The organism is Adhaeribacter sp. (assembly GCF_057359045.1).
In genome coordinates this window covers 59,687-83,306 of the sequence record NZ_JBMQUD010000040.1, presented here as the reverse complement: position 1 = coordinate 83,306, position 23,620 = coordinate 59,687, and the positions used below count along the sequence as shown (strand labels likewise).

General features: G+C 43.4%; 22 protein-coding genes. 3 read left to right on the top strand and 19 right to left on the bottom strand.

From position 1 onward, the window contains the following. The 16 genes from ACO1R6_RS07120 to ACO1R6_RS07045 form a co-directional block, all read right to left on the bottom strand. On the bottom strand, positions 1-1,145 hold a 1,145-nt coding region (locus ACO1R6_RS07120; RefSeq protein ID WP_486263423.1), incomplete at its 3' end, for a RagB/SusD family nutrient uptake outer membrane protein. A gap of 50 nt (positions 1,146-1,195) precedes the next feature. Then, complete coding sequence (locus ACO1R6_RS07115) at positions 1,196-4,510, bottom strand: SusC/RagA family TonB-linked outer membrane protein (RefSeq protein ID WP_486263421.1); 3,315 nt, start codon at positions 4,508-4,510, stop codon at positions 1,196-1,198. A gap of 303 nt (positions 4,511-4,813) precedes the next feature. Next, positions 4,814-5,851: a FecR family protein gene (locus ACO1R6_RS07110; RefSeq protein WP_486263418.1), complete on the bottom strand. Its 1,038-nt coding sequence runs from the start codon at positions 5,849-5,851 to the stop codon at positions 4,814-4,816. A 137-nt stretch (positions 5,852-5,988) separates the two neighbouring features. Continuing rightward, positions 5,989-6,564 (bottom strand): RNA polymerase sigma factor, encoded by a 576-nt coding sequence (locus tag ACO1R6_RS07105; RefSeq protein ID WP_486263416.1) that lies wholly within the window; start codon positions 6,562-6,564, stop codon positions 5,989-5,991. 213 nt (positions 6,565-6,777) lie between these two features. Beyond that, entirely contained in the window at positions 6,778-7,515 is a 738-nt protein-coding gene (locus ACO1R6_RS07100) for a hypothetical protein (protein ID WP_486263414.1), read from the bottom strand. A gap of 101 nt (positions 7,516-7,616) precedes the next feature. Further along, the gene (locus ACO1R6_RS07095; protein WP_486263412.1) at positions 7,617-8,195 is read right to left on the bottom strand and encodes a YdeI/OmpD-associated family protein; all 579 of its coding nucleotides are present in this window, start codon (positions 8,193-8,195) and stop codon (positions 7,617-7,619) included. 7 nt (positions 8,196-8,202) lie between these two features. After that, the gene (locus ACO1R6_RS07090; protein WP_486263410.1) at positions 8,203-8,586 is read right to left on the bottom strand and encodes a DoxX family protein; all 384 of its coding nucleotides are present in this window, start codon (positions 8,584-8,586) and stop codon (positions 8,203-8,205) included. 4 nt (positions 8,587-8,590) lie between these two features. Next, positions 8,591-9,055, bottom strand: a complete 465-nt coding sequence (locus ACO1R6_RS07085) for an SRPBCC domain-containing protein (protein ID WP_486263408.1) — start codon at positions 9,053-9,055, stop codon at positions 8,591-8,593. A 6-nt stretch (positions 9,056-9,061) separates the two neighbouring features. Beyond that, positions 9,062-9,385, bottom strand: a complete 324-nt coding sequence (locus tag ACO1R6_RS07080) for a metalloregulator ArsR/SmtB family transcription factor (RefSeq protein ID WP_486263406.1) — start codon at positions 9,383-9,385, stop codon at positions 9,062-9,064. A 520-nt stretch (positions 9,386-9,905) separates the two neighbouring features. Then, positions 9,906-10,415 (bottom strand): transposase, encoded by a 510-nt coding sequence (locus ACO1R6_RS07075; RefSeq protein WP_486263404.1) that lies wholly within the window; start codon positions 10,413-10,415, stop codon positions 9,906-9,908. Between the two features lie 427 nt (positions 10,416-10,842). Then, on the bottom strand, positions 10,843-12,225 hold the full coding sequence (mnmE, locus tag ACO1R6_RS07070) for a tRNA uridine-5-carboxymethylaminomethyl(34) synthesis GTPase MnmE (protein WP_486263403.1): 1,383 nt from the start codon (positions 12,223-12,225) through the stop codon (positions 10,843-10,845). 9 nt (positions 12,226-12,234) lie between these two features. Then, positions 12,235-12,771: a thioredoxin family protein gene (locus tag ACO1R6_RS07065; RefSeq protein ID WP_486263401.1), complete on the bottom strand. Its 537-nt coding sequence runs from the start codon at positions 12,769-12,771 to the stop codon at positions 12,235-12,237. A gap of 145 nt (positions 12,772-12,916) precedes the next feature. Beyond that, a complete protein-coding gene (locus tag ACO1R6_RS07060) occupies positions 12,917-14,797 on the bottom strand; it encodes an Nramp family divalent metal transporter (protein ID WP_486263399.1) in 1,881 nt (626 codons plus the stop codon). Positions 14,798-14,841: 44 nt separating this feature from the next. Then, positions 14,842-15,498 (bottom strand): metal-dependent transcriptional regulator, encoded by a 657-nt coding sequence (locus tag ACO1R6_RS07055; RefSeq protein ID WP_486263398.1) that lies wholly within the window; start codon positions 15,496-15,498, stop codon positions 14,842-14,844. 119 nt (positions 15,499-15,617) lie between these two features. Then, positions 15,618-16,616: a 3-oxoacyl-ACP synthase III family protein gene (locus ACO1R6_RS07050; RefSeq protein WP_486263396.1), complete on the bottom strand. Its 999-nt coding sequence runs from the start codon at positions 16,614-16,616 to the stop codon at positions 15,618-15,620. 68 nt (positions 16,617-16,684) lie between these two features. Continuing rightward, complete coding sequence (locus ACO1R6_RS07045; protein ID WP_486263395.1) at positions 16,685-17,845, bottom strand: glycosyltransferase family protein; 1,161 nt, start codon at positions 17,843-17,845, stop codon at positions 16,685-16,687. Positions 17,846-17,903: 58 nt separating this feature from the next. On the opposite strand from ACO1R6_RS07045, the gene ACO1R6_RS07040 reads away from it, so the two are divergent. Further along, positions 17,904-18,716: a 2,3,4,5-tetrahydropyridine-2,6-dicarboxylate N-succinyltransferase gene (locus ACO1R6_RS07040; protein ID WP_486263393.1), complete on the top strand. Its 813-nt coding sequence runs from the start codon at positions 17,904-17,906 to the stop codon at positions 18,714-18,716. A 199-nt stretch (positions 18,717-18,915) separates the two neighbouring features. On the opposite strand, the gene ACO1R6_RS07035 is transcribed toward ACO1R6_RS07040, so the two are convergent. Beyond that, positions 18,916-21,087 carry an outer membrane protein assembly factor BamB family protein gene (locus ACO1R6_RS07035; protein ID WP_486263391.1) on the bottom strand — a complete coding sequence of 724 codons (2,172 nt, stop codon included), beginning with the start codon at positions 21,085-21,087 and terminating at the stop codon, positions 18,916-18,918. 14 nt (positions 21,088-21,101) lie between these two features. Continuing rightward, positions 21,102-21,995: a 3-hydroxybutyryl-CoA dehydrogenase gene (locus ACO1R6_RS07030; RefSeq protein WP_486263425.1), complete on the bottom strand. Its 894-nt coding sequence runs from the start codon at positions 21,993-21,995 to the stop codon at positions 21,102-21,104. Positions 21,996-22,303: 308 nt separating this feature from the next. On the opposite strand from ACO1R6_RS07030, the gene ACO1R6_RS07025 reads away from it, so the two are divergent. Then, positions 22,304-22,456, top strand: a complete 153-nt coding sequence (locus ACO1R6_RS07025) for a lmo0937 family membrane protein (RefSeq protein WP_486263389.1) — start codon at positions 22,304-22,306, stop codon at positions 22,454-22,456. 65 nt (positions 22,457-22,521) lie between these two features. Then, positions 22,522-22,677, top strand: a complete 156-nt coding sequence (locus ACO1R6_RS07020; RefSeq protein WP_486263387.1) for a lmo0937 family membrane protein — start codon at positions 22,522-22,524, stop codon at positions 22,675-22,677. A gap of 168 nt (positions 22,678-22,845) precedes the next feature. Here ACO1R6_RS07020 and ACO1R6_RS07015 read toward each other — a convergent pair whose 3' ends face one another. Next, positions 22,846-23,589, bottom strand: coding sequence for a hypothetical protein (locus ACO1R6_RS07015; RefSeq protein WP_486263385.1), 744 nt, complete (start codon positions 23,587-23,589; stop codon positions 22,846-22,848). Between the last annotated feature and the right edge of the window lie 31 nt (positions 23,590-23,620).

Sequence of the window (23,620 nt, the reverse complement as noted above, 5' to 3'; positions counted from 1 at the left end):
GCCTGATTGGCAGCTTCCGCAAAAATTAATAATACTTCGGCGTAGCGGTAAATAGGTAAATCGTTGCCGGCATCGTTCTGACTAACGGCGGCGGGCTCTACGTACTTGCTGCTCACCAGCGTAGTAGCACCCAAACCAAAGTTTACCACATCCCACAACGACTTGCGAATATCTCTGCTATCCCAGGCTTTGTAAAACGGGTTATTCTGATCAGAATAATGGGCGTAAGCGCCGCCAAAATTGAAAAGCTTGGTGTTGGGGTGGTTTAAGATCCAGAGCATAAAATTACCCTGGCCTACCTGACGCGCATATTTAAAATAAAATATTTCTTCGGAAGTAGTGAGCAAATCGGGCCCAAAAAGCTTTAGCTGGAAATCTTCTTTTTTGGTTACCGGCACCAAAGAATATTTATTTGCTTTAATTACTTCGTTGGCTTTGTCCCGGGCTTCGGGGTAGCGCTTCAGGGTTAAATAAACATCGGCGAGCATTGTTTTGGCGGCTAATTTGGTTGGCCGGCCAACATGCTTGGGCTCGTCGGGCAAGTTCTTTTCGGCTTCTGTTAAATCGGCCAATATCAGCTCATAAACTTCCGGTGCGGTGCCTCTTTTTACGCCGATTTCGGTAAAGTTACTTTCGGTCCGGATGGGTACCCCCCCCCAGTTACGCACCAAATCAAAATAACTTAAGGCCCGCAAAAATTTGGCTTCCGCTACGTATTTGGCAATATCGGTAGCACTAATAGATTTACCATTGGGCGCATTACTAATAACCAGGTTGGCATTGCGGATGGCCTGGTAAAAAGAGTTCCAACGAGCAGTAGCCGCGTTCATGTTACCCGAATTTAAACCCGCAAAGTCGTTGTACTGGGCCCGACTGCCCCGGCCGTAGCCCCAATCCGTATGGGCATCCAGCACGGCAATTTGCTCGGCCCGTGAGGAGCGCAATGGGCTGTAAATGGCATTGGTGGCAGTTTCTACTTCCTCGGCAGTGTTGTAGAAATTCTCGACGGCTACGGTTTTTGGTGCTTCTTTTAGAACATCTTCGCAGGCTGGTAAGGTTAAAAGTAGGGAAAGGGTTAAAAGGCCATAAGTCCCTCTTTTTAAACTTCTTCCTGGTTTAACTGAAAATATATTTAGAATTTTCATTTCTTTTCGCTTTAAATAATATTTAACTTATTTAGCTATTAACCAAAGGCTTAAAATCCAATCCGGATGCCGGCGGTAACCACTTTGGAAATGGGGTAGCTGTAATAATCGATACCGGCCCCGCGGGAGTTAATTTCGGGGTCCCACCAGGAATATTTGGTCCAGGTAACTAAGTTTTGCCCGCTAATATTTACCTGGGCATTTTTAATCCAGCCCAGGCTTAACTTTTCGATGGGAAGGTTGTAGGCTAACTGAATATTCCGGAGGCGCAAATAAGAACCGTCTTCAATCCAACGGTCGGATGCGCGGGCAGAAGTGGTACGGCTAATAATCGGGTATTTGGCATTGGGATTTTCCGGGGTCCAGTGATTTTGAAACACTTCGCGGGGCATATTCAGGCCCTGGCCGTAATCGAGGGTGCTGGGAATGGCGCTTACATTAAAAATATCGTTGCCGTATGAGCCCTGGAAGAAGGCGGTTAACTCAAAATTCTGAAACGACATGTGGGAATTCAGGCCGTAAATAAATTTAGGATTGGGATTGCCGATGTAGGTTTTATCATCTGCGGAAATGGCGCCATCGTTGCTTAAATCTTTAAATTTAATCTGTCCTTTATCTGTATAGCCATCTTCCTGGTAGCCCCAAAACTGGCCAATGGGCCGTCCTTCGCGCAGAATGGTAAGATTATCGGACAAAACCAGCACGTTAATAGAGGTGCCTAAAATATCTTTTCCGTCGTTTAAGCTAACTACCTTGTTGCGGTTAAACGAAATATTCCCGAATAAATCCCAATTAAATTTTCCCTGAATCGCTTTTGCATCCAGCCCTAATTCCAAACCTTTGTTTTGTACTTCGCCCACGTTCCGGATGGTGGTGGTAAAGCCCAATGAGTTAGGTAAGCGCACGGTATTTAACAAATCGAGGGTATTTTTAATGTAATAGTCGGTGGTCAGGTACAAGCGGTTCTTCAGAATACCTACATCGAAACCAAAATTTATTTGCTCGGTGGTTTCCCATTTTAAATTACCGGGTAAAACCGTGCTGGGCGCAAAAGTGGTATACAGCGAATTGCCAAAAACAGTATTGCCGGATGATAACTGACTAAGGGTGGTGTAGGGGCTGATGGCCTGGCTGCCGGTTAATCCCCAACTGGCGCGTACCTTCAGGTCCGAGAAAATATTGCTGGACTTGAGGAATTCTTCTTCGGAAGCCCGCCAGGCGAGGGCCGCCGATGGGAAGCTGCCCCATTTCTTGCCTTCGCTGTACCTGGAAGAACCATCGGTGCGGAAACTTACGGTAAGTAAATATTTATTTTTAAAGGAATAATTAACCCGGCCTAAATACGATAATAAAACCGATTTGGCATAGCCGGAGTTCGGGATGCCGGGCGTGGCCGATGCCTCCAGGTTATAAGTTTCAAAAGCATCGCTCAGGAACCCGGTGCCGCTACCCGATAAAGAAGTGGTTAAAAAATCCTGGTAGGTAAAACCCGCCACCGCCGATAGCTGGTGATCTTCGTTCAGCGTTTTGAGGTAACTAATAGTGTTTTCATTTAATAAACTCGTAAACTGGCTGGTACTTACACTGGCCCGGCCTTCGGAGTTTAAAAATTTGCGCGTAGTGTAATTATCGGTACGGTCGTCGCGGTTTTCTATGCCCCCGGATATTTTAATTGTTAGTTCCGGAATGGGGTTAAACAACAACGAGGCATTGGTTAATATTACATTGGCTTTAATGGTATTAAATTGCTCGTTAATGTAGTTCAGCGGGTTTCTGATATCTACCGCCACAAAAGGATAATCCTGCGACAAGATAGAGTAAGAACCATCTTCGCGGTAAGGAGTAGAAATGGGCGCGGCCGAAATGGCGGCCCCAATCATGGAATTACCCCGCGAACCGCCTTCACTATCTTTTCTTTCGGTGGTTAAACGGCTGGAATTATTAGAGAAATTTATTTGAAATTTATTGCTGATTTTGTGATTGATCTTGGTGCTTAAGGCGTACCGGTTATAATCGCTGCCCTTAATAATGCCTTCCTGCCCTAAATAACTGCCGGTTATAGAAAACTGCGTTTTATCATTGCCACCGTTTACGCTTAAAGACGAAGAAGCCATGGGTGCTTTCTGGAATACCACATCCTGCCAATCGGTACCTTCGCTGAAATTATTTATTTGTTCTTGGGTAAAATAAGGCGCAATTTTATCGTTGGCAGCCTGCAGGTTATTCAGGATGGCATATTCTTGTCCGTTCATTAAATCCAGCTTCTTGCGTAAAGTCTGCGTGCTGTAAGTGGTTTCAAACTCTACGCGGGTCTGGCCGGCTTTGCCTTGTTTGGTCGTAATCAGAACCACCCCATTGACGCCCCTTGAGCCGTATATAGCCGTAGCCGAAGCATCTTTCAACACTTCTATACTTTCAATGTCGGCATTATTTAAATTGGTTGGGTTGCCCGAAAAAGGAAAGCCGTCTATCACATAAAGTGGTTCGTTGCCGCCCTGGATAGAATTAGTACCTCTGATGCGCACATTTAAGCCGGCGCCCGGCGCGCCCGTGGTTTGCAGCACCTGTACGCCGCTGGCCCTACCGGATATAGCTTGTAAAACATTATTGGTGGGGAAAGAACGGATTTCCTGGGCCTTTACCTGCGATAAGGAACCGGTTAAATCACTTTTCTTCATGACGCCGTAGCCTACCACCACCACTTCGTCCAGGGCTTTGGCATCGGGCGCTAACCGGACAGAAAGATTAGCCTGGCCGTTTACGGGTACTTCCTGCGAAGAAAAACCAATGAAAGAAAATATTAAAATACTGTTTCTCTCCGGCACTGATAAAGAAAAGGTGCCGTCGGAGTTAGTAGTTGCGCCAACCGTAGTACCCTTCACCAATACACTTACCCCGGGTAAGCCGGTGCCATTTTCGTCGGTTACTTTGCCGCTAACCGAGAAATCTGCAGCTATGGCCGTAGCATTCACTCCAGCGTTCGTATTTAGTTGGGTGTTGGTTTTACTTTGGGGTTTACCTTTTTCGGGCTGGCTAACGATTAAAAATAAATTATCATTAATTTTTTCAACCTTCAGGTTTAAAGGATTTAAAAGTTCGTTTAAAGTTTTTGCCAGATTCGATATTCGCCCGGCCGGCAGATGAATAACTTTATCGGCAATGAGGGCTTCTTCGTAGGCAAAATTTACTTTATACTGCGATTCTAGTGCCGAAAGAATTTTCTGTAGAGATTGGGCTGATTGGGCTCTCTTTTGCGGTTTGCTTACTTCGAGTTGCGAAAGTGCTAATTCCTGGCCATGAATTTCGGCTTGAGAAAAAAGTGCTATCATACAAACCCCTAAGGCAAGTTTGTAGTTTTTTTTCATAAAAATGGTGGATAAAGGGTTTTTAACAGTTTATATTAACTCAGCAAAGTCTGGAGCCAGGTAGCCAATACTTTAATAAATATTAGCTGCTTAAATATGTAGCCTATACCTAAAGAATCGCTGCTTTATGAAAGTATCGCTCAACCAGGTCGGATTACTTTAAATAATGTTGGGTTGAATATAAAGAGAGCGCAGGTAGATTTTTGTACCCTTCGTTTATGATAAATTTTTAATTATTTTTAATATTTATCCGAAATAGAGGGTACAAGCGTAATATGCCGTTATAAAACTGGATAGGAATTATTAATTCTTAATAAAGGTAAGGGTTTGGCCTTCTTGGCTTATTTGTAACTGAAAGGCTTTTTCCAGGGTTTGTAGCAGTACGGGTAAATTATTGTTGGGGAAAGTGCCGGTAAAAGTGCGGTTTAATAAATGGGTATCGGTTAAGTTAATTTTGGTGCCGTAAGTCTGTTCTATTTGCGCTATAATTTCGGCTAATGGCGTGTTTTTAAAAACCAGCTTTTGCGCACGCCACCCCGAAAAAGCTTCCGGATTTACCTTTAATTTAGTAATTTTTTCGTCGCTCTTAGCCAAAGCCACATAATCGCCGGGTAACATGGTTAGAGCCGTGGGTTTACGGATATTATTAACCATTAATTTAATTTTGCCGGAATTTAAAATTACCTGGGTTTTGGTTGCCCGATCGGCAACGTTAAATTGGGTGCCCAGCACCTGCACCTGCACTTTGTTGGCGTGTACCGTAAAGGTGGGCTGGCCTTTTAACGGTTTTTTCGTTACCGAAAAGAACGCTTCGCCTTTTAACCAAACTTCCCGTTGGCTTTTATTAGTCCAGTGTTTTTTAAAAGCAACCGACGAATTGGCATTTAAAATTACTTCCGAGCCATCGGGCAGGGTAAGGGGCAAAACCTGGCTATTGACAGAAGTATACGTAATTGTTTTATGCTGCTCCCGGTAATACAAAAAGCCAAAGGTTAGCATTAGTAAACCGGTTATGGCCGCCGCCATTAACCGCCAGCTAGCTCGTTTTTTGGGTGCCGCACCTGCATAAGAGGCGTTAGCAAGTGGAATTACCTTTGGTGCTATAATTTTATTTAATTGTTCCCAGGCTTTTTTAACTTCCTTCTCCGGCACCACGGGCACATTTTGAATATTCTTATGCAGGAGAATTTCCATGGCCGCCGAAACTGTTTTTTCTTTTTCCGGATATAACTCTATCCATAGTTCCCAAAAAGAATTTACTTCCGGATCGTCTTGCAACACCCACGCCTGAAAATACGGATCCTTCACAAAATCTTCGGTACTGAAATCTGAATAGGGCATTTCTATCCGGTTATAAATGCTAAAGTAACTTAAAAGAGAGGTATTTTTAATTTTGTACCCTGGTTTTTAGATTTAAATTATTGGCAGCAATAATTAATTACCAGGAAAGTAAATAAGAAATGGGGCTTTATTGAATTTTAAAAACGCAATGTAAAACTTTCTCTGAGTTTTTGTACCGCTTTATGTATCAGATTACGACTCGATTGGTAGCTGATATTTAAGGTTGAGGAGATTTGATCGTAATCCATTTCGCAGAAATATTTTAAATGCAAGGCTTCCTGCTGGCGCTCGGGCAGTTTCTTAATTTCTTCTTGGAGCCGGATTAATTGCCTTTGATTTTCTTGTTGCTCAATCAGTGATTTTTCGACAGAAGGTTCCTGGTCCCGTAAATTTAATTCGTCTATATCCGAAACGGACACCAAAAAAGAAGCTTTGCTAATTTTATTTAAAAGCAGTCGTTTAAACGATTTTACCAGGTATAATTTAGGAAATTTGGCTTCGCTTAAGTTTTGCCGGTGCAACCATAAATATTCGAAAATTTCCTGCAAAGTATCCTTCACCAGTTCTTCTTCAAGCTGCATTTGCTTGCCGGTACGGAATAAAAAAGCATAATGGCGGAAGAATAAAACCGTAAAAGCTTCCAGGTTATTGTTTCTAAAACTATCCCATAAAGCACTATCGTCCCACTCATTAAAAGCATTTTTTAAGTTCATGCCTAATAGATAAATTAATTAAAGGGAAACAGGTTTCTAAATATAAAAAAATAAAATATAAATCCAATTGTTTTAACTTCAACTTATTAACTGCAAGAGAATTGATAAGTAATTTTCTGGGAAGATTTCTGGCTTATCCTTAAAGCGTTACGAGTGGTATTTTTGTGGCCCGTTAATAAACTAAATTGCATTATAAAGCCAATGCAATTTAGTTTATCCGGCCTGACCCAGGAAATAAAATATAATAACTACAGCCAAAACCAGCAATAACCAGCTAACAGTAGTTTTAAACCCCGGTGCAGGTATTGCTTTCAGAATTTGAATACCCAAGGGTACAAGGGCCAAGCAAAGCCCCGCTGTAGAGATAACCGATACCCAGGAACTGCCTTTAAGTATACCCAGCATTAAGGCAGCCATAAGGCCCAGGCAAACAGCCCGAACTGCCCCTAAAGTACCGGAAAGATACGTGCCGATTGCGATTATTATCCATCCGGATAAAATGGCACCATTTAGGGTAGCTATAAGATTAAACGCACCATAAGAATCGGCCACCGCTTTGGTGGCCGTATCCAGATCTTGCACCCGAACCAACTGAAAGGAGAGGTGATCGATGCCGGCATGAAAAGTTCGGGCAAATAGTCCGAAGATTACCAAAGTTCCGCCCCATAAAGCTAGTTGGCGCCTTTTCTTTCCTACTTCTGTGGCCAGGGTTATGATGGCTGGCCACAAAAGTATATTTCCGGCGGCAAAAAAGTTATAAGCTGTAACCAACAATACCGGGTGCTCCTGAAAAGCAGCTAGTTGATCCGGAAAGAAAAAGTTAAACCGGATGCGGAGTAGCACGCCGGTAAGCAGTGCAATAGGGGCCAGAATTAAAGAAAAGCCTCCAACCCAAGGTCCGGGAAACCAAAATTCCCGGTTAATTTCATCATCGGAATCAGCAGTGTGCATTTCGTTAATTATTTCTTTACGTATTAAAGTTCTGCTAAAGAAGCCAATGCATTTGTGATGATCAGGGGTAAGTAGCGATTAAGGCCCTTCTTAAAAGGAGTTTAGTCATTTAAGCCTTGTCCGTTAAGTATTTGCGGCAAGCATTTTTTTATTCTTTGCTCGCGGGTTTGGCTTTGTTTGGCTTGTGAAAAGTAAAGAAGGTAACCTCTCTGGCGGCCTGGCGTTAATTCTGCAAAAGCCGTTTTAAGAGCAGGCATATTATCTAGTTTATCTTTAAATTCTTCCGGCATTACAAATTCTGTGCTTTTCTTAAAACTTACTTTTAAACCGGCTTTTTCTATTGCTATGGCTTCATGAATATAAGCTTTCAGAACTGGTTCTAAGTCAATTATTTCTTCAACATGCTTAAACCTGATTTGCCGGGCGGCCTGCACATTCCGGGTTTGTTGAATCAGAAGGTCATGTCCATCCTTCAGTAAGGCTCCTTGGTGGAATAGAAGGGCACAGTAATCTTTAAACCCGTGTATGAGTACAATGTTGCTTTTCTGGAATGTGTAGCAAGGAACGCCCCATTTGAGCTCTTCGGTTAGCCCGCAATCAAGTACAATCGTTCTTAGTTTATTATATTCTTCCTGCCACTTTTGAGCTTTATAAAAGAAGAAATCAACGGTAGGATTCATGTTCAGGTTAGGCTAGTGTTAAAACTAATTTTCTATCTGCTGGCCTGAAATACCACGATATTACTATTAAAATGAGCAATAAAGTCGGCCCGAAAAGTTCTACGGCCTCATCGCCGTTTACTACGTGCGAGAAGAGCGCCCCCGACATGGCAAAGAAAAAGCCGGCATACGTCCATTCTTTTAACAGCGGAAATTTAGGCATAAGTATGGCTATTACGCCCAATATTTTCCAGATACCCAGTAAAGTCATAAAATACCCTGGATAACCTAAATGGGTCATCATATCCACCTCTTCTTTCAACTTAATGGTTTGTACAATGCCGCTCGAGAGCATGCCTAACGAAAGCCAAATGGTGGATACCCAATAAATAATTTTGTTTCTTTTAGTCATGGGATTAGTTTAAGTTTTTTACAATGTCCTGCAAACGGTTATGCGCCATATTAATGCCTTGGGCAAAGGGCAACTCCAGCATTTGGTTTCTGTAGGCTACAGATTTATACACGATATGCATGGTGAGTTGGCTGGTGTGTTGGGTTAGCATTTGGAATTCCAGGAACTCCAATTGGGCCGGGAAGGGCGTATTCTCCATTTCAAATGTCCGGGTTATTTTCGCGTTCGGAATAAATTCATGGATGGTACCATTAAACCCGTGCTTGTTACCTTTGGGATCAGTTGTTTCGAAGTGCCAGCTACCGTGCTTTTTATTTTCCAGCTTCAGCACTTTGGTACCCATCCATTGCTCCACTAACGCGGGTTCTACATACGCTTTAAAGAGTAATTCTAGGGGTAACTCAAATTCCCGGGTAATTACCAGATCCTGTTGGCCGTTTTCGGCCAGTATTTTGGTTTTTAATTCCATGTAGGGTTATTTTTTAGATTGATACTCTTTCATAACCGTTTCCAGTTTATTAAACCGCTCGTCCCACATTTGGCGGAACGGTTGGATAAAGTCGGCTACTTCTTTCATTTTTATGGCATTGAGGTGGTAGTAAATTTCCCGGCCGCTTTGCTCTTGCTTCAATAATTCGCATGCCGTTAAAATTTGCAGGTGTTTGGAAACGGTTGGCCGCGCAGTATCAAAGTTAGCGGCTATGGCACCCGCCGTCATGGATTGGGTGGTAACCAACAAAAGTATAGCCCTTCTGGTTGGGTCTGCAATGGCTTGAAAAACGTCCCGTCTTAAATTCATTGTGTAGTTATTTGGCTACAAATATATGTGTAGCTATTTAACTACAAAATATTATTTAAATTATTTTGGAAGAAAAAAGAAGCAGTATCATTAAAGGCCAGTAAGAGCATGTTTAAATTTTAGTAATCATTTGAAAGAAATAATAACTAAAGCTACTTGCGGCCCTTAATAACGGTCATTCCACAGGAATCTAACCAGCAGATAACCGGTTAGCTTCCTGTGGAATGACCGTTTGGGAATCATTTTACTAAATTTAAACAGCTCTAAAGTAATTAAGCTTTGGCCTAATTTAGCTATATTCAAATATGCGGCTGTTTTTCTGCTTTTCGCCTCAACTATTTTAGCAGTATATATTAATAACTAAGTTGCATGGCAGTGTTTAGAGGAAGAAAGAGCAATGATGAGCCAAGAAAAAGCCTAAGACTTTGGGGAAGAGCACCTGTAAGGAGCTGATGTCGCTTCCGATATGCTTACGGAAGTATTTTCTGAGCTAGTTGCTCACATACGTATTATCTTGTTTTTAGAATTCTGCTTGCGAATGGCCGTAACCGCACAAGTTCATCCTGATGCAATGTTTGCTCTTGGTTATAGCTGTAGTAAGCTTTATCGGCATTAAGTTTTTTTTAACCGGCAAGTTAAAAGCAAACAGGTTGAAAGCGGCTGTATCGGCACTAGCGCCAGGCGATAACTCAAACGCAACGATGCGCCCGTCCGCTGCCGTTACCAGGTGTACCTTAAAGCTATGATAGTATTGCTGCTTAGAGGCACAAAAGCCATGATATTGCGACCCTTGTACCAACTTACAGCGCTGGATGTGGATATTCTGGCAGACCGGCAAAAGAAAGGAATCTAAGACGTAGTGTTCACCTGCCACAGCAGCCATGCTGCAGAAAAGGACAATGAGTTCTTCTATCACTGCTTGCTGTCGGTGCAGCCGCCGGTTGAACTGGGACTTGTCGAGCACTTGTTTGATGTTGCCATGGCGTTTATGGGCCTGTAGGGATGAGTGGTAGTTGCCCCCGTACTCCAAGCAGGCACTTACTAAAACAAAGAGAACTTTGGCATTACTCAACTTGGCGGGAGTGCCAATAGCTGAGCAGCGGGTTTGGCAACGGTGTTTGCAGTTCTGCAGGTTACGCTACCAGTGATTGTTATTAACAAATACTAGTAGTACTGAGTTAATTTTTGAGACTCGCTGCTCTAATTTTGGTCATCAGAAGAAGTTGTTGTTCTCTATTTCCCAAAGCATTCACCCGGTACCACACCCGTAATGTGAAAATATTTGTCATAAATATAATCACACCGGAAAAGTCGCTGTTCATCATAATCCCGAAATACCAGCCTGGTTCAGATGGAGTACTGATTCTGATTATTATCAATCATCAGAAATTAAGAAGAAATCAAAAAAGTAAGGGGCGGTAAAGCCCCTTAATCTGATAAATTATTAAAACAGTTAATTACTTCCCAATGCAAAACTTAGTAAAAATATTATCTAATAAGTCATCGGTGGTAATTTCGCCGGTAATTTCACCGAGGGCATAAAGTGCCCGGCGAATATCGGCGGCCAGAAAATCGCCGCTTATACCGCCGCTGATTCCGTTGAGCACATCATCGAGGGCGGTGTAGGTTTGCCGCAGATTTTCGTAATGGCGCAGATTGGTAACAATGGTTTGGTTTTGCGTATCGAGGTTGTCGGTTTGTACGGTCCGGACCAATTTTTCTTTTAAAGTTTCAACGTAAATACCTTTCGCTGCCGAAATAGCTATTAATGAAGCAATATTTTGGTAAGGTTCCGGGGTAAAATCCGGAACAGTATCAATTTTATTTGCTACTGCTAATAATTTGGTGTTGGGCGGCAGGGCCAGCGCCGCCATTTCAGTTTCCAGTTGTGCAGGCGTAGTGGTAGCCGCATCAAAAAGATACAATACCAGGGCTGCTTCGCCTATTTTTTTAAGGGTACGCGCCACGCCCATGGCTTCTACTTTATCGGTGGTTTCGCGTAAGCCGGCGGTATCTATAAACCGGAAATTAATGCCCTGGATATTGATTTCGTCTTCAATAAAATCGCGGGTTGTACCGGCTATTTCCGAAACAATGGCTTTTTCTTCGTTCAGGAGTATATTTAACAGGGTAGATTTACCGGCATTGGGTTTGCCCGCAATTACCACTGGTACGCCATTTTTAATTACATTCCCGAACTCAAAAGATTGCAGTAACTTCCGGATAAGTGCCTGAATGTTATGAATTAGATTTTGTAAAGCTTCGCGGTCGGCAAATTCTACGTCTTCTTCGCTAAAATCCAGCTCCAGTTCTATCATCGACGCAAAATGAATAAGCTGCGCCCGCAGGTTTTTAATTTCCTGGCTAAAGCCGCCCCGCATTTGTTTCATAGCAACTTCGTGCGACAACTGCGAATCCGAAGCGATCAGGTCGGCTACGGCCTCGGCCTGGGCCAAATCTAACTGGCCGTTTAAAAAAGCACGTTTGGTAAATTCGCCGGCCTGGGCCAGCCGGGCACCGTGTTTTAAAGTTAGTTTTATGATTTGCCCCACAATATAATCAGAGCCGTGGCAGGATATTTCTACCACATTTTCGCGGGTATAGGAGTGGGGTGCTTTAAATAATGAAACCACTACTTCATCGATTACCCGGTCTGCATCGCGGATAGTACCAAAATGCAAGGTATGCGAAGGTTGCTCCGATAATTTTTTTCCACTGAAAATTTTCTCGGTGAGCGAAATAGCTTCAGGACCCGATAATCGGATTACGGCAATGGCACCTTTGCCCGCGGCAGTGGCCAGGGCTACAATGGTGTCGGCGGATGAGGTTAAAACAGGCAAGTAGGTTTATTATTTTTTAGCCGCCGCAGCGGAGTATTCCTGGTAAGTTTTTTTCTGGTAATGGTTTTCGCCGAAATAAGTTAATAAACTTTTCATGGTGGGCACATCCAGGTAACCCGGTACCGGTGCCAATATAGCCATTCTTTCGTCGAGGTAAACGGTAGACGGATAACTCATCTGGCCGCTCAGCAAAGCAATAGCAGCCTCGTGCGACCGAAATTTAGCATTAAAGTTATACGTTTTGCCGTTGATGGTGATGGGTTCTTTATCTTCGGCATTGAGTTTTACCGCGTAAAAATTGTTGTTGATGTAGTCGGCTACCGCCGGATCGGTAAACGTACTTTGATCCATTTTTTTACACCAGCCGCACCAATCGGTATACACGTCCACAATAACTTTGCGGGGCGCTTTTTTTATATTAAGGGCAGCTTCTTCCAGGCTTATCCAGTTTACCTTACCTTTTTTTTTAGGTTTAGGAGCCGGATTAGCAAAGCCGAACTGGATAAAACTAAATAAAATAAATATTAAAAATATTTTCGATTGCATACCTTTAAATTACCGCAGCTAACACCAACTATTAAATTAACGAAAATAAAGAGCAATTCGCATACACAAGCGAGCAAAGCCGGCGGTTATTAAAACTTTTTAAGCCCGGAAAGTTCGGGTTTTTAGCTGCGCATGTAAAAAAAGTTTAAATAATTAATACCGGTACTTTAACGGCGTGCCGCACAGCGCCAATGGTCGTACCAAAAATCATATCTTTCATCATCCGGTGCCCGTGTGAGCCCATTACCACCAAATCGGCATTGAAGGCTTGGGTTAACTTGGGAATTTGCCTTTTAGGACTACCAAAGCCTAATTTTATGCTAATACTAAAGCCTTGTTGGCGGAGTTGCCGGGCGTATTGTTCTAAATGAATATTATCGGTATGGGTTTCGTAATCGTGGGTTTCGTTGCCCATTACGTGAGCACCTACCGTTTCTACAATATGAATAAGCAAATATTCGGCTTGCTGCGTACCGATGGCCAAAGCCCGATTAATAACGTTTTCGTCTACTTTAGAAAAATCGAGGCAAATGGCAATGCGGCGGTAAGCGGCCACTTGCTGGTGCTGGTAGGGCAGGGGTATTTCGTTTCCGGCCAGCCGCTGATTCATTACTTTGGTAACCATGGGCTGAAAAGTTATATAAAGCAGCAATAAAAAGGCCGCTACTATTAAAGGCAAAACCACCAAAGAAATTAGCAGCGGGTGATTGGTGCTACCGAGCCAACTGACAATTTCTTCGTAAACCAGCTTAATATTTAACAATACAATGGTAGTGGCAATCAGCCAGGCGGCAATACGGGTTTTAAGCCCAATAGTAAACTCACCCATCCGGGCTTTATCGCTTACAAAATGGATTAACGGAATTACGGCAAAACCTAATTGTAAGCTTAAAATTACCTGGCTTAAAATCAAGAGTTTGCCGGTTTCATCTTCGCCGTAGTATAATATTACAAATAGTGCCGGTACCACGGCAATTAAGCGGGTAATCATGCGGCGCAACCACGGCTGTATGCGCAAGTTTAAATACCCTTCCATTACAATCTGGCCGGCCAGCGTACCGGTTAAGGTAGAACTTTGTCCGGCGGCAATTAAAGCTACGGCAAACAGAATAGGTGCCCATTTATTACCCAGCAACGGGGCCAGAAACTGGTGCGCATCTTTTATTTCCGAAACCGCAAAGTAACCATTGCGGTAAAAAGCCGCCGCCGCTAAAATAAGAATGGCTGCGTTTACAAAAAAAGCTAGGTTTAAAGCAATCGCCGAGTCGATAAAATTAAATTTTAAAGCCCGTTTAATGCCCGCAGCACTGCGCTCAAATTTACGACTTTGTACCAGCGAGGAGTGCAAATATAAATTATGGGGCATTACGGTAGCGCCAATAATACCAATGGCAATATAAAGCGCCTCGTTGTTGGGTAAAGAAGGAACAAAGCCTTGCATCAGGGCACTTAAATCGGGCTTAGCAAAAATCATTTCCATTACAAAGGCAACCCCAATAATACTTACCAGCACCAGAATAAAAGCTTCCATCTTGCGCATGCCCTGGTTAATTAAAAACAAGAGTAAGAACGTATCCAGCACGGTTAGTGTAACACCCCAAAGTAAGGGCATGCCAAACAATAACTGCAGGCCAATGGCCATACCCAGCACTTCGGCCAGGTCGCAGGCAGCAATGGCAATCTCAGCCAGAATATAGAGTGGTATATTTATAAATCTGGGGTAAGTTTCGCGCGAGGCTTGGGCTAAATCTTTACCCCGTACTACCCCCAAACGGGCACTCAAACTCTGGAGCAGTAAAGCCATAATATTCGACATCAGAAGCACCCAAATAAGCCGGTAGCCAAACTGGCTGCCCCCGGCAATATCGGTAGCCCAGTTGCCCGGGTCCATGTAACCTACACTAACCAGGTAGGCGGGCCCCATAAAGGAAAAAAGCTTTTTCCAGAAACCTTTTTGGGTAGTCGTATCCACCGACGCGTGTACTTCTTCTAAGGATTTGCTATCGGTATTGGTGCGGTCTAACATGGTTAATAGCTATTTTATAGCTTTATTTTGTTTTGGTACATGTATCAGGCCGATACAAAAATATTTTTAGCTACGTCGTAAGAAATTATCATCTTTTTACTTGAAGATAAATTAATTTCCAGCGATTTATCGTATTCTACTTTGTCCAGAACTTTAAGCTCAGTACCCAGCGAAATGCCAATTTTATTCAGGTGTTGCAGAAATAATGGTTGCGAATCTTTAACCCCCACCACAATGCCGCTTTCGTTTACTTCCAGGTCGCAAACCAGGCGTTGTTGTTTTTGGTTTATTATGCCGGTTTCGGTAGGAATAGGATCGCCGTGCGGGTCGTGCTTGGGAAAACCTAAATATTCGTCGAGCCTTTTAATAAGCAGCGGCGACTCAATATGTTCCATTTGCTCGGCTACATCGTGCACCTCGTCCCAGGTGAAATTTAGTTTCTTCACCAGAAATACTTCCCAAAGCCGGTGTTTCCGGATAATCTGCAGCGCTTTGTTCTGGCCTTCAGAGGTTAGGGTTACACCCCGGTATTTTACATAATTAATGATATTTTTGCTGCTGAGTTTTTTCAGCATATCACTTACCGACGCGGCTTTGGTTTGCAGCATATCGGCAATGGCATTGGTGTTTACCGGTTCGGTGCCGCCGGCTGATAGTTTATATATGGTCTTGATGTAATTTTCTTCGGTTTGGCTGTGCACTGGTTTTAATTATTTGTCTTTAATGGTGAGTAATTAGATTTCCTGTTCGGATTGATAAGTACTCAACCACCATCCATTATTATTTACTCATTCATTTAAGCATTAATTTACTGCATATCTTACCACCGTATAAGGGCCGAGGCCCAGGTAAAGCCACTACCAAAAGCAGCCAAACAAACCAAATCACCCGATTTAATTTTTCCTTGCTCCACTGCTTCACTCAGGGCAATGGGTACCGATGCAGCAGTGGTGTTGCCATATTTTTGAATATTGCTGAATACTTTTTCCGGAGGTAAGCCCATTTTTTGCTGAACAAAAGCGGTAATGCGCAGGTTAGCTTGGTGCGGAATGAGCATATCAATATCGGCGGGCTGTAAATTATTTTTCTGCAGCGCTTCCATAATTACTTCCGGAAAGCGCACTACCGCATTCTTAAATACGGTTTGGCCATTCATGTAAGGGTAAATCGAGCCATCGTCGATCATGTCTTTCGTTAGTCTTTCCTGAGCATTGCTGCTGGGGGCAGTACAAGCCAGTTCTTCGGCCAATTCCCCGTCGGCGTGCAGGTGCGTCGATAAAATACCCTGTTCTGCCGAATCGGCAGGGGTAAGCACCACAGCGCCGGCACCATCACCAAATATTACCGATACCGCCCGGCCCCGATCGGTAAAATCTAATCCCGAGGAGTGAATTTCGGAGCCAATAACCAGTACGTTGTTGTACATGCCGGTTTTAATAAATTGGTCGGCCACCGATAAGGCATAAACAAAGCCCGAACACTGGTTACGCACATCTAAAGCCGGAATATTTTTCAGGCCTAATTCGCGCTGTACCAATACCCCCGAGCCGGGAAAAACATAATCAGGACTAAGCGTGGCAAAAACGATTAAATCCAATGCTTCGGGTTCCAGGCCGGCCATTTCTAAGGCTTTTCGTGCTGCTTTGGTACCCATATTGGCAGTGGTATCAGTGCCTGGCGTAAAGTACCGGCGTTCTTCAATACCGGTGCGTTCTATTATCCACTCGTTGGTCGTAGACATAATTTTTTCTAAATCGTGGTTGGTAACCACACGTTCGGGTACATAATGACCTACCCCAGCAATTTTAGCGTTGCGCATAGAACAAATTTATAGCAGAACAAAGATATAAATATTTTGTATAAATTTAGACAAGTCTAAAAATAAATTTATGAATTGCCTAAGCTAATACGATTATTCGGTAAAATAGTTGTTTGGGCCCAACTAAACAATTTAACTTCTTCTGACTGCCAGTAAGCTACTGCTACATCGTGGCCATAAAATAAGGTTGTTTGTAATTTGGCGTGAATGGTGGCGGCTGGCGTCTGGTCAAAATAAATAACCAAACCGGCATTTAGTTCTTTGGTTAGGGCTTGCCAAAGTGGGTTTTGCTGAACCAATACCGGTAAGGTTTGGGCAATATACTCGTATAATTTGGTGGGTAAGCAGGTGCTCAGGCTAGTATGGGCGTAATAAGGCAATAAACCAACATTACTCGTAGCAATGGCGTGTAAAATTTGGTGGTGCGGTACCAATTGATCGCCACCCAGTACCTGTATATAGGGCTTATTAGCAATTATGCTTTTTAATTTTTCCCAAGTTGCCGCCTGCGGACAATAGCCTACAATGTTTAGGGTATAAATCGGCTTTACCTGGTTAAGTTTTTCGCACAATTGCACCGCCCGGAAAGCCCCGTATAATTCTGAAATGGTGCCGGAATACAACAGTTTAATATTTTGGGCGGGCACTTTTACCGCTTGTGGGTTGGGCGGCGCTGGCTGCTCCGGGTATTTGGGTTGATATTTGTTTTCTAATATTAAATAGTTGCCGCGCAAAAAAGGTAATTGGTGGGCATAGCTGCTTTCAGCCAGAAAATATTTATGAATAAAAGGGGCACTTATCCATTCGGTTAATCTAATGGCGTTGGCCAGCAGCCAACTGGTTACCGGCCGGTAAACACCCTGACTCTGCAAGTTGAGGTAATAATTTTCCCGGATATCGTAAACTAAATGGCAGGGCCGGAAAAGCTTATAGAATAGGGAAATCAATAACAGTTCGTGGGTACCCAGAATAACTACGTCCGGCTTTAGCCGAAATAATAATTTCAGGAACCGTAAGGGCGCTAAAAACCTACTGATACTTAAGCGTTTAAACCAGAATATAGGATGAAAATGCATGTTGTCCGGTGCCGGCGGAACCGGGGCGGCATAACCGGCCACGTGCATTTGGGTACCGGGTAATTTCGCCAGCGATAAACCCAGTTTGCCATACATCCGGGTATCGTTAATCGGCTTCAGGACCGAGGCTAGCAAAATTCTCGTTTTATTCATTAAGGTAAAACTACTACTTTTACACCTAAATTATACTTAAACTAGCTTAATGCCTTATATGTCGTTGCAGCAAACTATAGAACAAGCCTGGGAAGATCGTTCCTTATTAAATCAAGTGCAAACTACCGAAGCCATCCGGAATGTGATTGCCGAGTTGGATAAAGGAGTCCTGCGGGTGGCTGAACCCGATGGTGAAAATTGGAAAGTGAATGAATGGATCAAAAAAGCCGTATTGATGTATTTCCCGATTCAGAAAATGGAAACCATTCAGGCGGGCCCTTTTGAGTTTCACGATAAAATTGCGTTAAAAAGAAATTATGCCGAATTAGGCGTACGCGTGGTACCGCATGCGATTGCCCGTTACGGTGCATTTTTAGCTCCCGGCGTAATTATGATGCCTTCTTACGTAAATATTGGCGCTTACGTAGATTCTGGCACCATGGTAGATACCTGGGCTACCGTGGGAAGTTGCGCGCAAAGTGGTAAAAACCTTCACCTGAGCGGTGGGGTAGGTATTGGCGGCGTGCTGGAGCCCGTACAGGCGGCCCCGGTTATTGTAGAAGACGGTGCGTTTATTGGTTCCAGAAGTATTTTGGTAGAAGGTTGCCGCATTGGTAAAGAAGCTGTAATTGGCGCGGGTGTTACCATTACCGGCAGCTCTAAAATTATTGATGTTACCGGTAGTGAGCCCAAAGAATACAAAGGCTATGTTCCGCCGCGTTCGGTAGTAATTCCGGGTTCTTACACCAAAAAATTCCCTGCCGGCGAATTCCAGGTGCCCTGCGCTTTAATTATTGGCCAGCGGAAAGAAAGCACCGACCTGAAAACCTCTTTAAACGACGCCCTGCGGGATAATGCCGTAGCCGTTTAGGTTTCATTATTTATTGTTCGATTTTAGATCAGGAAAAATAAGTGTAGTTATATTTATTTTAAAAAAGCCGCTGGCGTGAAATATCACGCCAGCGGCTTTTATTTTTTCCAATTAGGAAAAATAAATATCATTGGATGCTACCAAAAACAGTCTTTATGATTGATTTTAGAACAATTGTATCCCCAACAACGAACAACGACTAACGTTCCAAAGGTAGCGCAAAGGCCACAATAGCATCACCGGCTTTAGTACCCATTTTAGAACCACCCGCCGAAATAACCACATATTGTCGGCCATTTACCTGGTAAGTGCAAGGGGTAGCGTAGCCCCCGGCGGGTAGTTGGCTTTCCCAGAGTACCTTCCCGGTTTTTTTATCAAATGCCCGGAATTTTTCGTCTTTGGTAGCACCAATAAATAATAATTCGCCGGCGGTAACAATGGGGCCCCCGTAATTTTCGGTACCCGTAGGCGGAATACCTTTTTTAGTAAGTTCAGGAAATTCGCCTAAGGTTACCCGCCACACGTATTCGCCGGTATTTAAATTAACTGCATTTAAGGTTCCCCAAGGCGGCTTAACAGCCGGATACCCTTGCTTGTCTAAAAACCGGTGGTAACCGGTATGGGTATAGGGCAATTGGGGAACATTGTTTTTGGCCGGTTTAGGTGGCACAGATTCGCCGGCCGGTTTCTGTTCGGGATTTACCAGGAAGTTAACCATGGCTTCTCTATCTGATGCGGGCAAATGGCTAAAAGCCGGCATGCGGCCCCGGCCGTTTTTAATCGTTGCCTCTATGGCCGTCAGGCTAAGCCGATCCTGAATTTTAATTAAAGCCGGATAATTATGCTGGTCCCCTAAACGATCCGGGCCGTGGCAGCTAGCGCAATGTTGGCTGTATAATCGTGCGCCGGCCGATATCTTGGCATTGGTTTTAGGTTGCGCATCTACCATCGTTAAAATCCAGGGCATTTCGTTAGCGTTCAGGTACAAAATACCACTTTGCGCATCAAAAGCATTGCCGCCCCATTCGGCTCCGCCATCAAATCCTGGAAATATAACCGTACCTGCTTTGCTGGGCGGAATAAAGTTTTGGCCGGATCGTACTTGTTTAAAGCGTTCTGCTACATAAGCGTGGGCTTCCGGCGAAATATCAGTAATATCGGCGACAGTAAAATGCTGGCGGGCAAAAGGAGCCGGTCTAGTAGGAACGGGTTGCGTAGGCCACGCCGATTCGCCGGGTAAATCGGAAGCTGGTACGGGTTTTTCTTCTACCGGGAATAAAGGCTTGCCAGTATCGCGGTCGAGTAAAAAAATAAAGCCCGATTTAGTAGCCTGGGCCACTGCATCAATTTTTTTGCCCTGGTGGGTTACGGTAACCAGGTTAGGCTGACAGGGTAAATCGCGGTCCCAAATATCATGGTGCACGGTTTGGTAATGCCAGACCCGCTCGCCGGTGGCGGCTTTTAAGGCTATAATGCAGTTGGCAAACAAATTTTTTCCGGGCCGGTTGCCGCCGTAAAAATCAAAAGAAGCGGAGCCGGTCGGTAAAAATACCAATCCTCTTTTTTCGTCGAGGCTCATGCCGCTCCACACATTGGCGCCTCCGGCGGTTTTCCAGGCTTCAGCCGGCCAAGTGTCGGAACCTGCCTCGCCGGGCTGCGGAATGGTCCGGAAAACCCAGGCCAATGCGCCCGTCCGGATGTTGTAAGCCCGCACAAAACCCGGTGCGGCATCGGCATTTTCTGAAACCCGTGAGCCCAGAATTAACAGGTCCTGGTAAACAATACCGGGAGTTGTGGCTACTAAATAAAACCCTTTGGCCTCCCGGCCTAAACCTTCGTAAAGATTTACCTGACCATTCTGGCCAAATTCCGGTACCGGCAAACCCGTTAAGGCATCTAATGCATAAAGCACCGGGCCAGCCGTAAACAATATTCTTTTATTGGAGCCTTGTTCCCAATAAGTAACCCCGCGGTTAACATGCAGTGTTGGTTCTTTGTCTTTGAATGGATCAAACTGCCAAAGTAAATTTCCGGTGGCCGCATCCAGGGCCAGTACTTTTAACTTAGGCGAGGTGGTATACAAAACTCCGTTTACCACAATGGGTTGGCTTTGCATTTCGGTACCGCGGCCAGTATTATCGCCGGTATGGTAAGTCCAGGCTACTTGTAATTGCTTTACATTGCTCGTATTTAGTTGTGTTAAGCCAGAATACCGGTTGGCTGCCGCATTACCACCGTAAACCCGCCATTCCTTACTATTAGCCGTCCGGGGTAAATTGTGGTTTTTAGCTTGATTTGGTTGGGTGCAACTGCCCAAACCCAGTAAAAAAAATAATAATGTTTGAGCAAAAACGGCTTTGTACCAACGCATAAACTGGTTATTATTTAAAATTTCTTAAACCGGTCGGCTACGATTAACTCTTTAGAACCGGCCTGATAGGTATAAAAACCACTGCCGGTTTTGGTACCCAAATGGCCAGCTTGCACCATATTTACCAATAAAGGACAAGGTGCATATTTAGGATTGCCAAATCCTTCGTGCATGACCTTTAAAATAAAAAGGCAAACATCTAAACCAATAAAATCGGCTAGTTGTAACGGGCCCATAGGGTGCGCCATACCTAGTTTCATAACCGTATCTATTTCGATTACACCGGCTACGCCTTCGTACAAAGCATAAATAGCTTCGTTGAGCATGGGCATTAAAATGCGGTTGGCAATAAAACCCGGATAATCGTTTACTTCGGTAGGAACTTTATCTAGCTGTTGTGCTACTGCCATAACGGTGGCAGTAACTTCCTGACTGGTGGCATAGCCCCGGATTATTTCTACGAGTTTCATAACCGGTACCGGGTTCATGAAGTGCATACCAATAACTTGTTGCGGTCGGTTAGTAGCAGCGGCAATTTTGGTAATAGAAATAGACGAGGTGTTAGAAGCCAATATAGCGGCGGGTTTAGCCAACTGGTCCAGGGTCCGGAATATTTTTAGTTTTAAATCAACGTTTTCAGTAGCGGCTTCTACAATTAAATCAGCGCTGGTTACGCCGGCTTCTAACTGGCTGTAAGTAGTAATATTGGCTAAAGTCTGGTTTTTTTGCTCTTCGGTAAGCGTGCCTTTAGCTAATTGCCGGTCCAGGTTTTTGGAAATGGTTTGGATGGCTTTTTCCAGGGCAGCGGGGGCTACATCAATTAAAGCTACTTTAAAATTATGCTGGGCAAACACGTGGGCAATGCCGTTGCCCATGGTGCCTGAACCAATTACGGCTATCTCTTGGATATTCATTCGGGTGGATAATACTAAATTATACAAACCTTAAAGGTAAGTAAATAAAGAAAAATCTTTCTAAAACAATTTTAGATTTTTTAAGTAAAAGGCTGACTAGAACAGGCCGTGTTTTAAAACAAAATAAAGATCTTTTCTTAAAAAAGATATCTCTATATAAATCTTTTAAAATATTCCTGCGTACAAGGAAAAATCATAAATTGTAATTCTTTTAAATGGCTGTAATTAGCTTGTAAACGGCTGTTTTAAACAGCATTATAATTTTATGCGCTTAAATTAAAATCATAAAAAAAATTAAAAAAATGGGAAACTTACTTTATATAATTGCAGTAATACTGGTTATACTTTGGTTAATTGGTTTTTTAGGATTTCCGTCGCAGGTTGGCGGTATTATTCACATCTTATTGGTTATTGCCGTAATAGCAGTTATTCTACGATTAATCAGAAGAGCTTAAATTACGTATAAGGATTAATTTATATTTTTTTCACTAAACAATTGACATACTAAACATTTAAAACTATGGGAAATTTATTGTATATTATCGCTGTTGTATTAATTATTCTTTGGCTAATTGGCTTCTTAGGCTTTGGTGACACCGTTGGGGGTATTATTCATATCTTGTTGGTGATTGCCGTAATAGCAGTTATTTTGAGATTGATACGTGGAGCTGCTTAAGACCAGCACTGATAATAATATAAAAGCAAAAGAGCACCAAATTTGGTGCTCTTTTGCTTTGTAGCCCTTTAGTAAAGGTTAAGCAGTTTTAAGTATTAAAAGCTTTATCATCTGTTTAGGCATTTCATTTTTTAGTTTGATGAACCAATCAAAAAATATTAGTGATGGCTACTTAAGATTATAAATTATACCGGCCCGGAAAATAGGACGCGAACTGGTGTCGCCGGTAGAGTTAGCCACATTAAACAGTAAATACAAATCAAAACCAAAACGGTCGGAAGCCATTTGGCGATAAGCGGGGCCCGCTAAAGTAGACTGAACCGTAGAGCGATATTCATTTAATATTTGCCCCTGCGAATTTACTGTATAAGCCTGGGCATTTAATAATTGGTGCTCGGCATGAATAAAAAAAGTTTTGTACACCATTATTTGGGTAAAAGCTTTTACCCCGTAGTCGCTATACGAATTTCCGCCCAAGTTATAATAATTGTACACTACACCCGGACCCAGCGATATAAATTTGTTTATCCGGAAGCCCAATAATGGCGATGCCCCGATATTAAAATAAGAGCCGTAATAACTATTGCTGCTAAAACCTAAGTCGCCGCTGCCACCCACAAACATTTTCTCCAGGAAAGATGGTTTCTCGGTATATGGCTCCTCTGTTTCTTCTGGGCCTGGCGGTGGCGTAGGGGCTGGGGTGACAGTAGGCTCGGGTTTAACCATTGGGGCTGGTTGCGTTGGCCGTGCCGGTTGGCGGCTAGGATTGGCCGGCGGTAAAGTTTCTAACTGGGGCTTTTGGTTTAGGGTATCAATAACCTGGGCCTGACCAGTATAATAAAACGCTAATGTAAAAAAACAAACCAGAACCAGGCGGTACCAGTTGTGGTGTAATTTATAAACAGGTTGCATATTTTTGGTTTAAGTTATCTTGTAAAACAAC

What these genes read in the sequence shown, in the direction of transcription:
- ACO1R6_RS07115 (WP_486263421.1), bottom strand. Translation starts at nt 4,510, where the DNA reads ATGAAAAAAAACTACAAACTTGCCTTAGGGGTTTGTATGATAGCACTT.
- ACO1R6_RS07110 (WP_486263418.1), bottom strand. Translation starts at nt 5,851, where the DNA reads ATGCCCTATTCAGATTTCAGTACCGAAGATTTTGTGAAGGATCCGTAT.
- ACO1R6_RS07105 (WP_486263416.1), bottom strand. Translation starts at nt 6,564, where the DNA reads ATGAACTTAAAAAATGCTTTTAATGAGTGGGACGATAGTGCTTTATGG.
- ACO1R6_RS07100 (WP_486263414.1), bottom strand. Translation starts at nt 7,515, where the DNA reads ATGCACACTGCTGATTCCGATGATGAAATTAACCGGGAATTTTGGTTT.
- ACO1R6_RS07095 (WP_486263412.1), bottom strand. Translation starts at nt 8,195, where the DNA reads ATGAATCCTACCGTTGATTTCTTCTTTTATAAAGCTCAAAAGTGGCAG.
- ACO1R6_RS07090 (WP_486263410.1), bottom strand. Translation starts at nt 8,586, where the DNA reads ATGACTAAAAGAAACAAAATTATTTATTGGGTATCCACCATTTGGCTT.
- ACO1R6_RS07085 (WP_486263408.1), bottom strand. Translation starts at nt 9,055, where the DNA reads ATGGAATTAAAAACCAAAATACTGGCCGAAAACGGCCAACAGGATCTG.
- ACO1R6_RS07080 (WP_486263406.1), bottom strand. Translation starts at nt 9,385, where the DNA reads ATGAATTTAAGACGGGACGTTTTTCAAGCCATTGCAGACCCAACCAGA.
- ACO1R6_RS07065 (WP_486263401.1), bottom strand. Translation starts at nt 12,771, where the DNA reads ATGCAATCGAAAATATTTTTAATATTTATTTTATTTAGTTTTATCCAG.
- ACO1R6_RS07060 (WP_486263399.1), bottom strand. Translation starts at nt 14,797, where the DNA reads ATGTTAGACCGCACCAATACCGATAGCAAATCCTTAGAAGAAGTACAC.
- ACO1R6_RS07050 (WP_486263396.1), bottom strand. Translation starts at nt 16,616, where the DNA reads ATGCGCAACGCTAAAATTGCTGGGGTAGGTCATTATGTACCCGAACGT.
- ACO1R6_RS07045 (WP_486263395.1), bottom strand. Translation starts at nt 17,845, where the DNA reads ATGAATAAAACGAGAATTTTGCTAGCCTCGGTCCTGAAGCCGATTAAC.
- ACO1R6_RS07040 (WP_486263393.1), top strand. Translation starts at nt 17,904, where the DNA reads ATGTCGTTGCAGCAAACTATAGAACAAGCCTGGGAAGATCGTTCCTTA.
- ACO1R6_RS07035 (WP_486263391.1), bottom strand. Translation starts at nt 21,087, where the DNA reads ATGCGTTGGTACAAAGCCGTTTTTGCTCAAACATTATTATTTTTTTTA.
- ACO1R6_RS07025 (WP_486263389.1), top strand. Translation starts at nt 22,304, where the DNA reads ATGGGAAACTTACTTTATATAATTGCAGTAATACTGGTTATACTTTGG.
- ACO1R6_RS07020 (WP_486263387.1), top strand. Translation starts at nt 22,522, where the DNA reads ATGGGAAATTTATTGTATATTATCGCTGTTGTATTAATTATTCTTTGG.
- ACO1R6_RS07015 (WP_486263385.1), bottom strand. Translation starts at nt 23,589, where the DNA reads ATGCAACCTGTTTATAAATTACACCACAACTGGTACCGCCTGGTTCTG.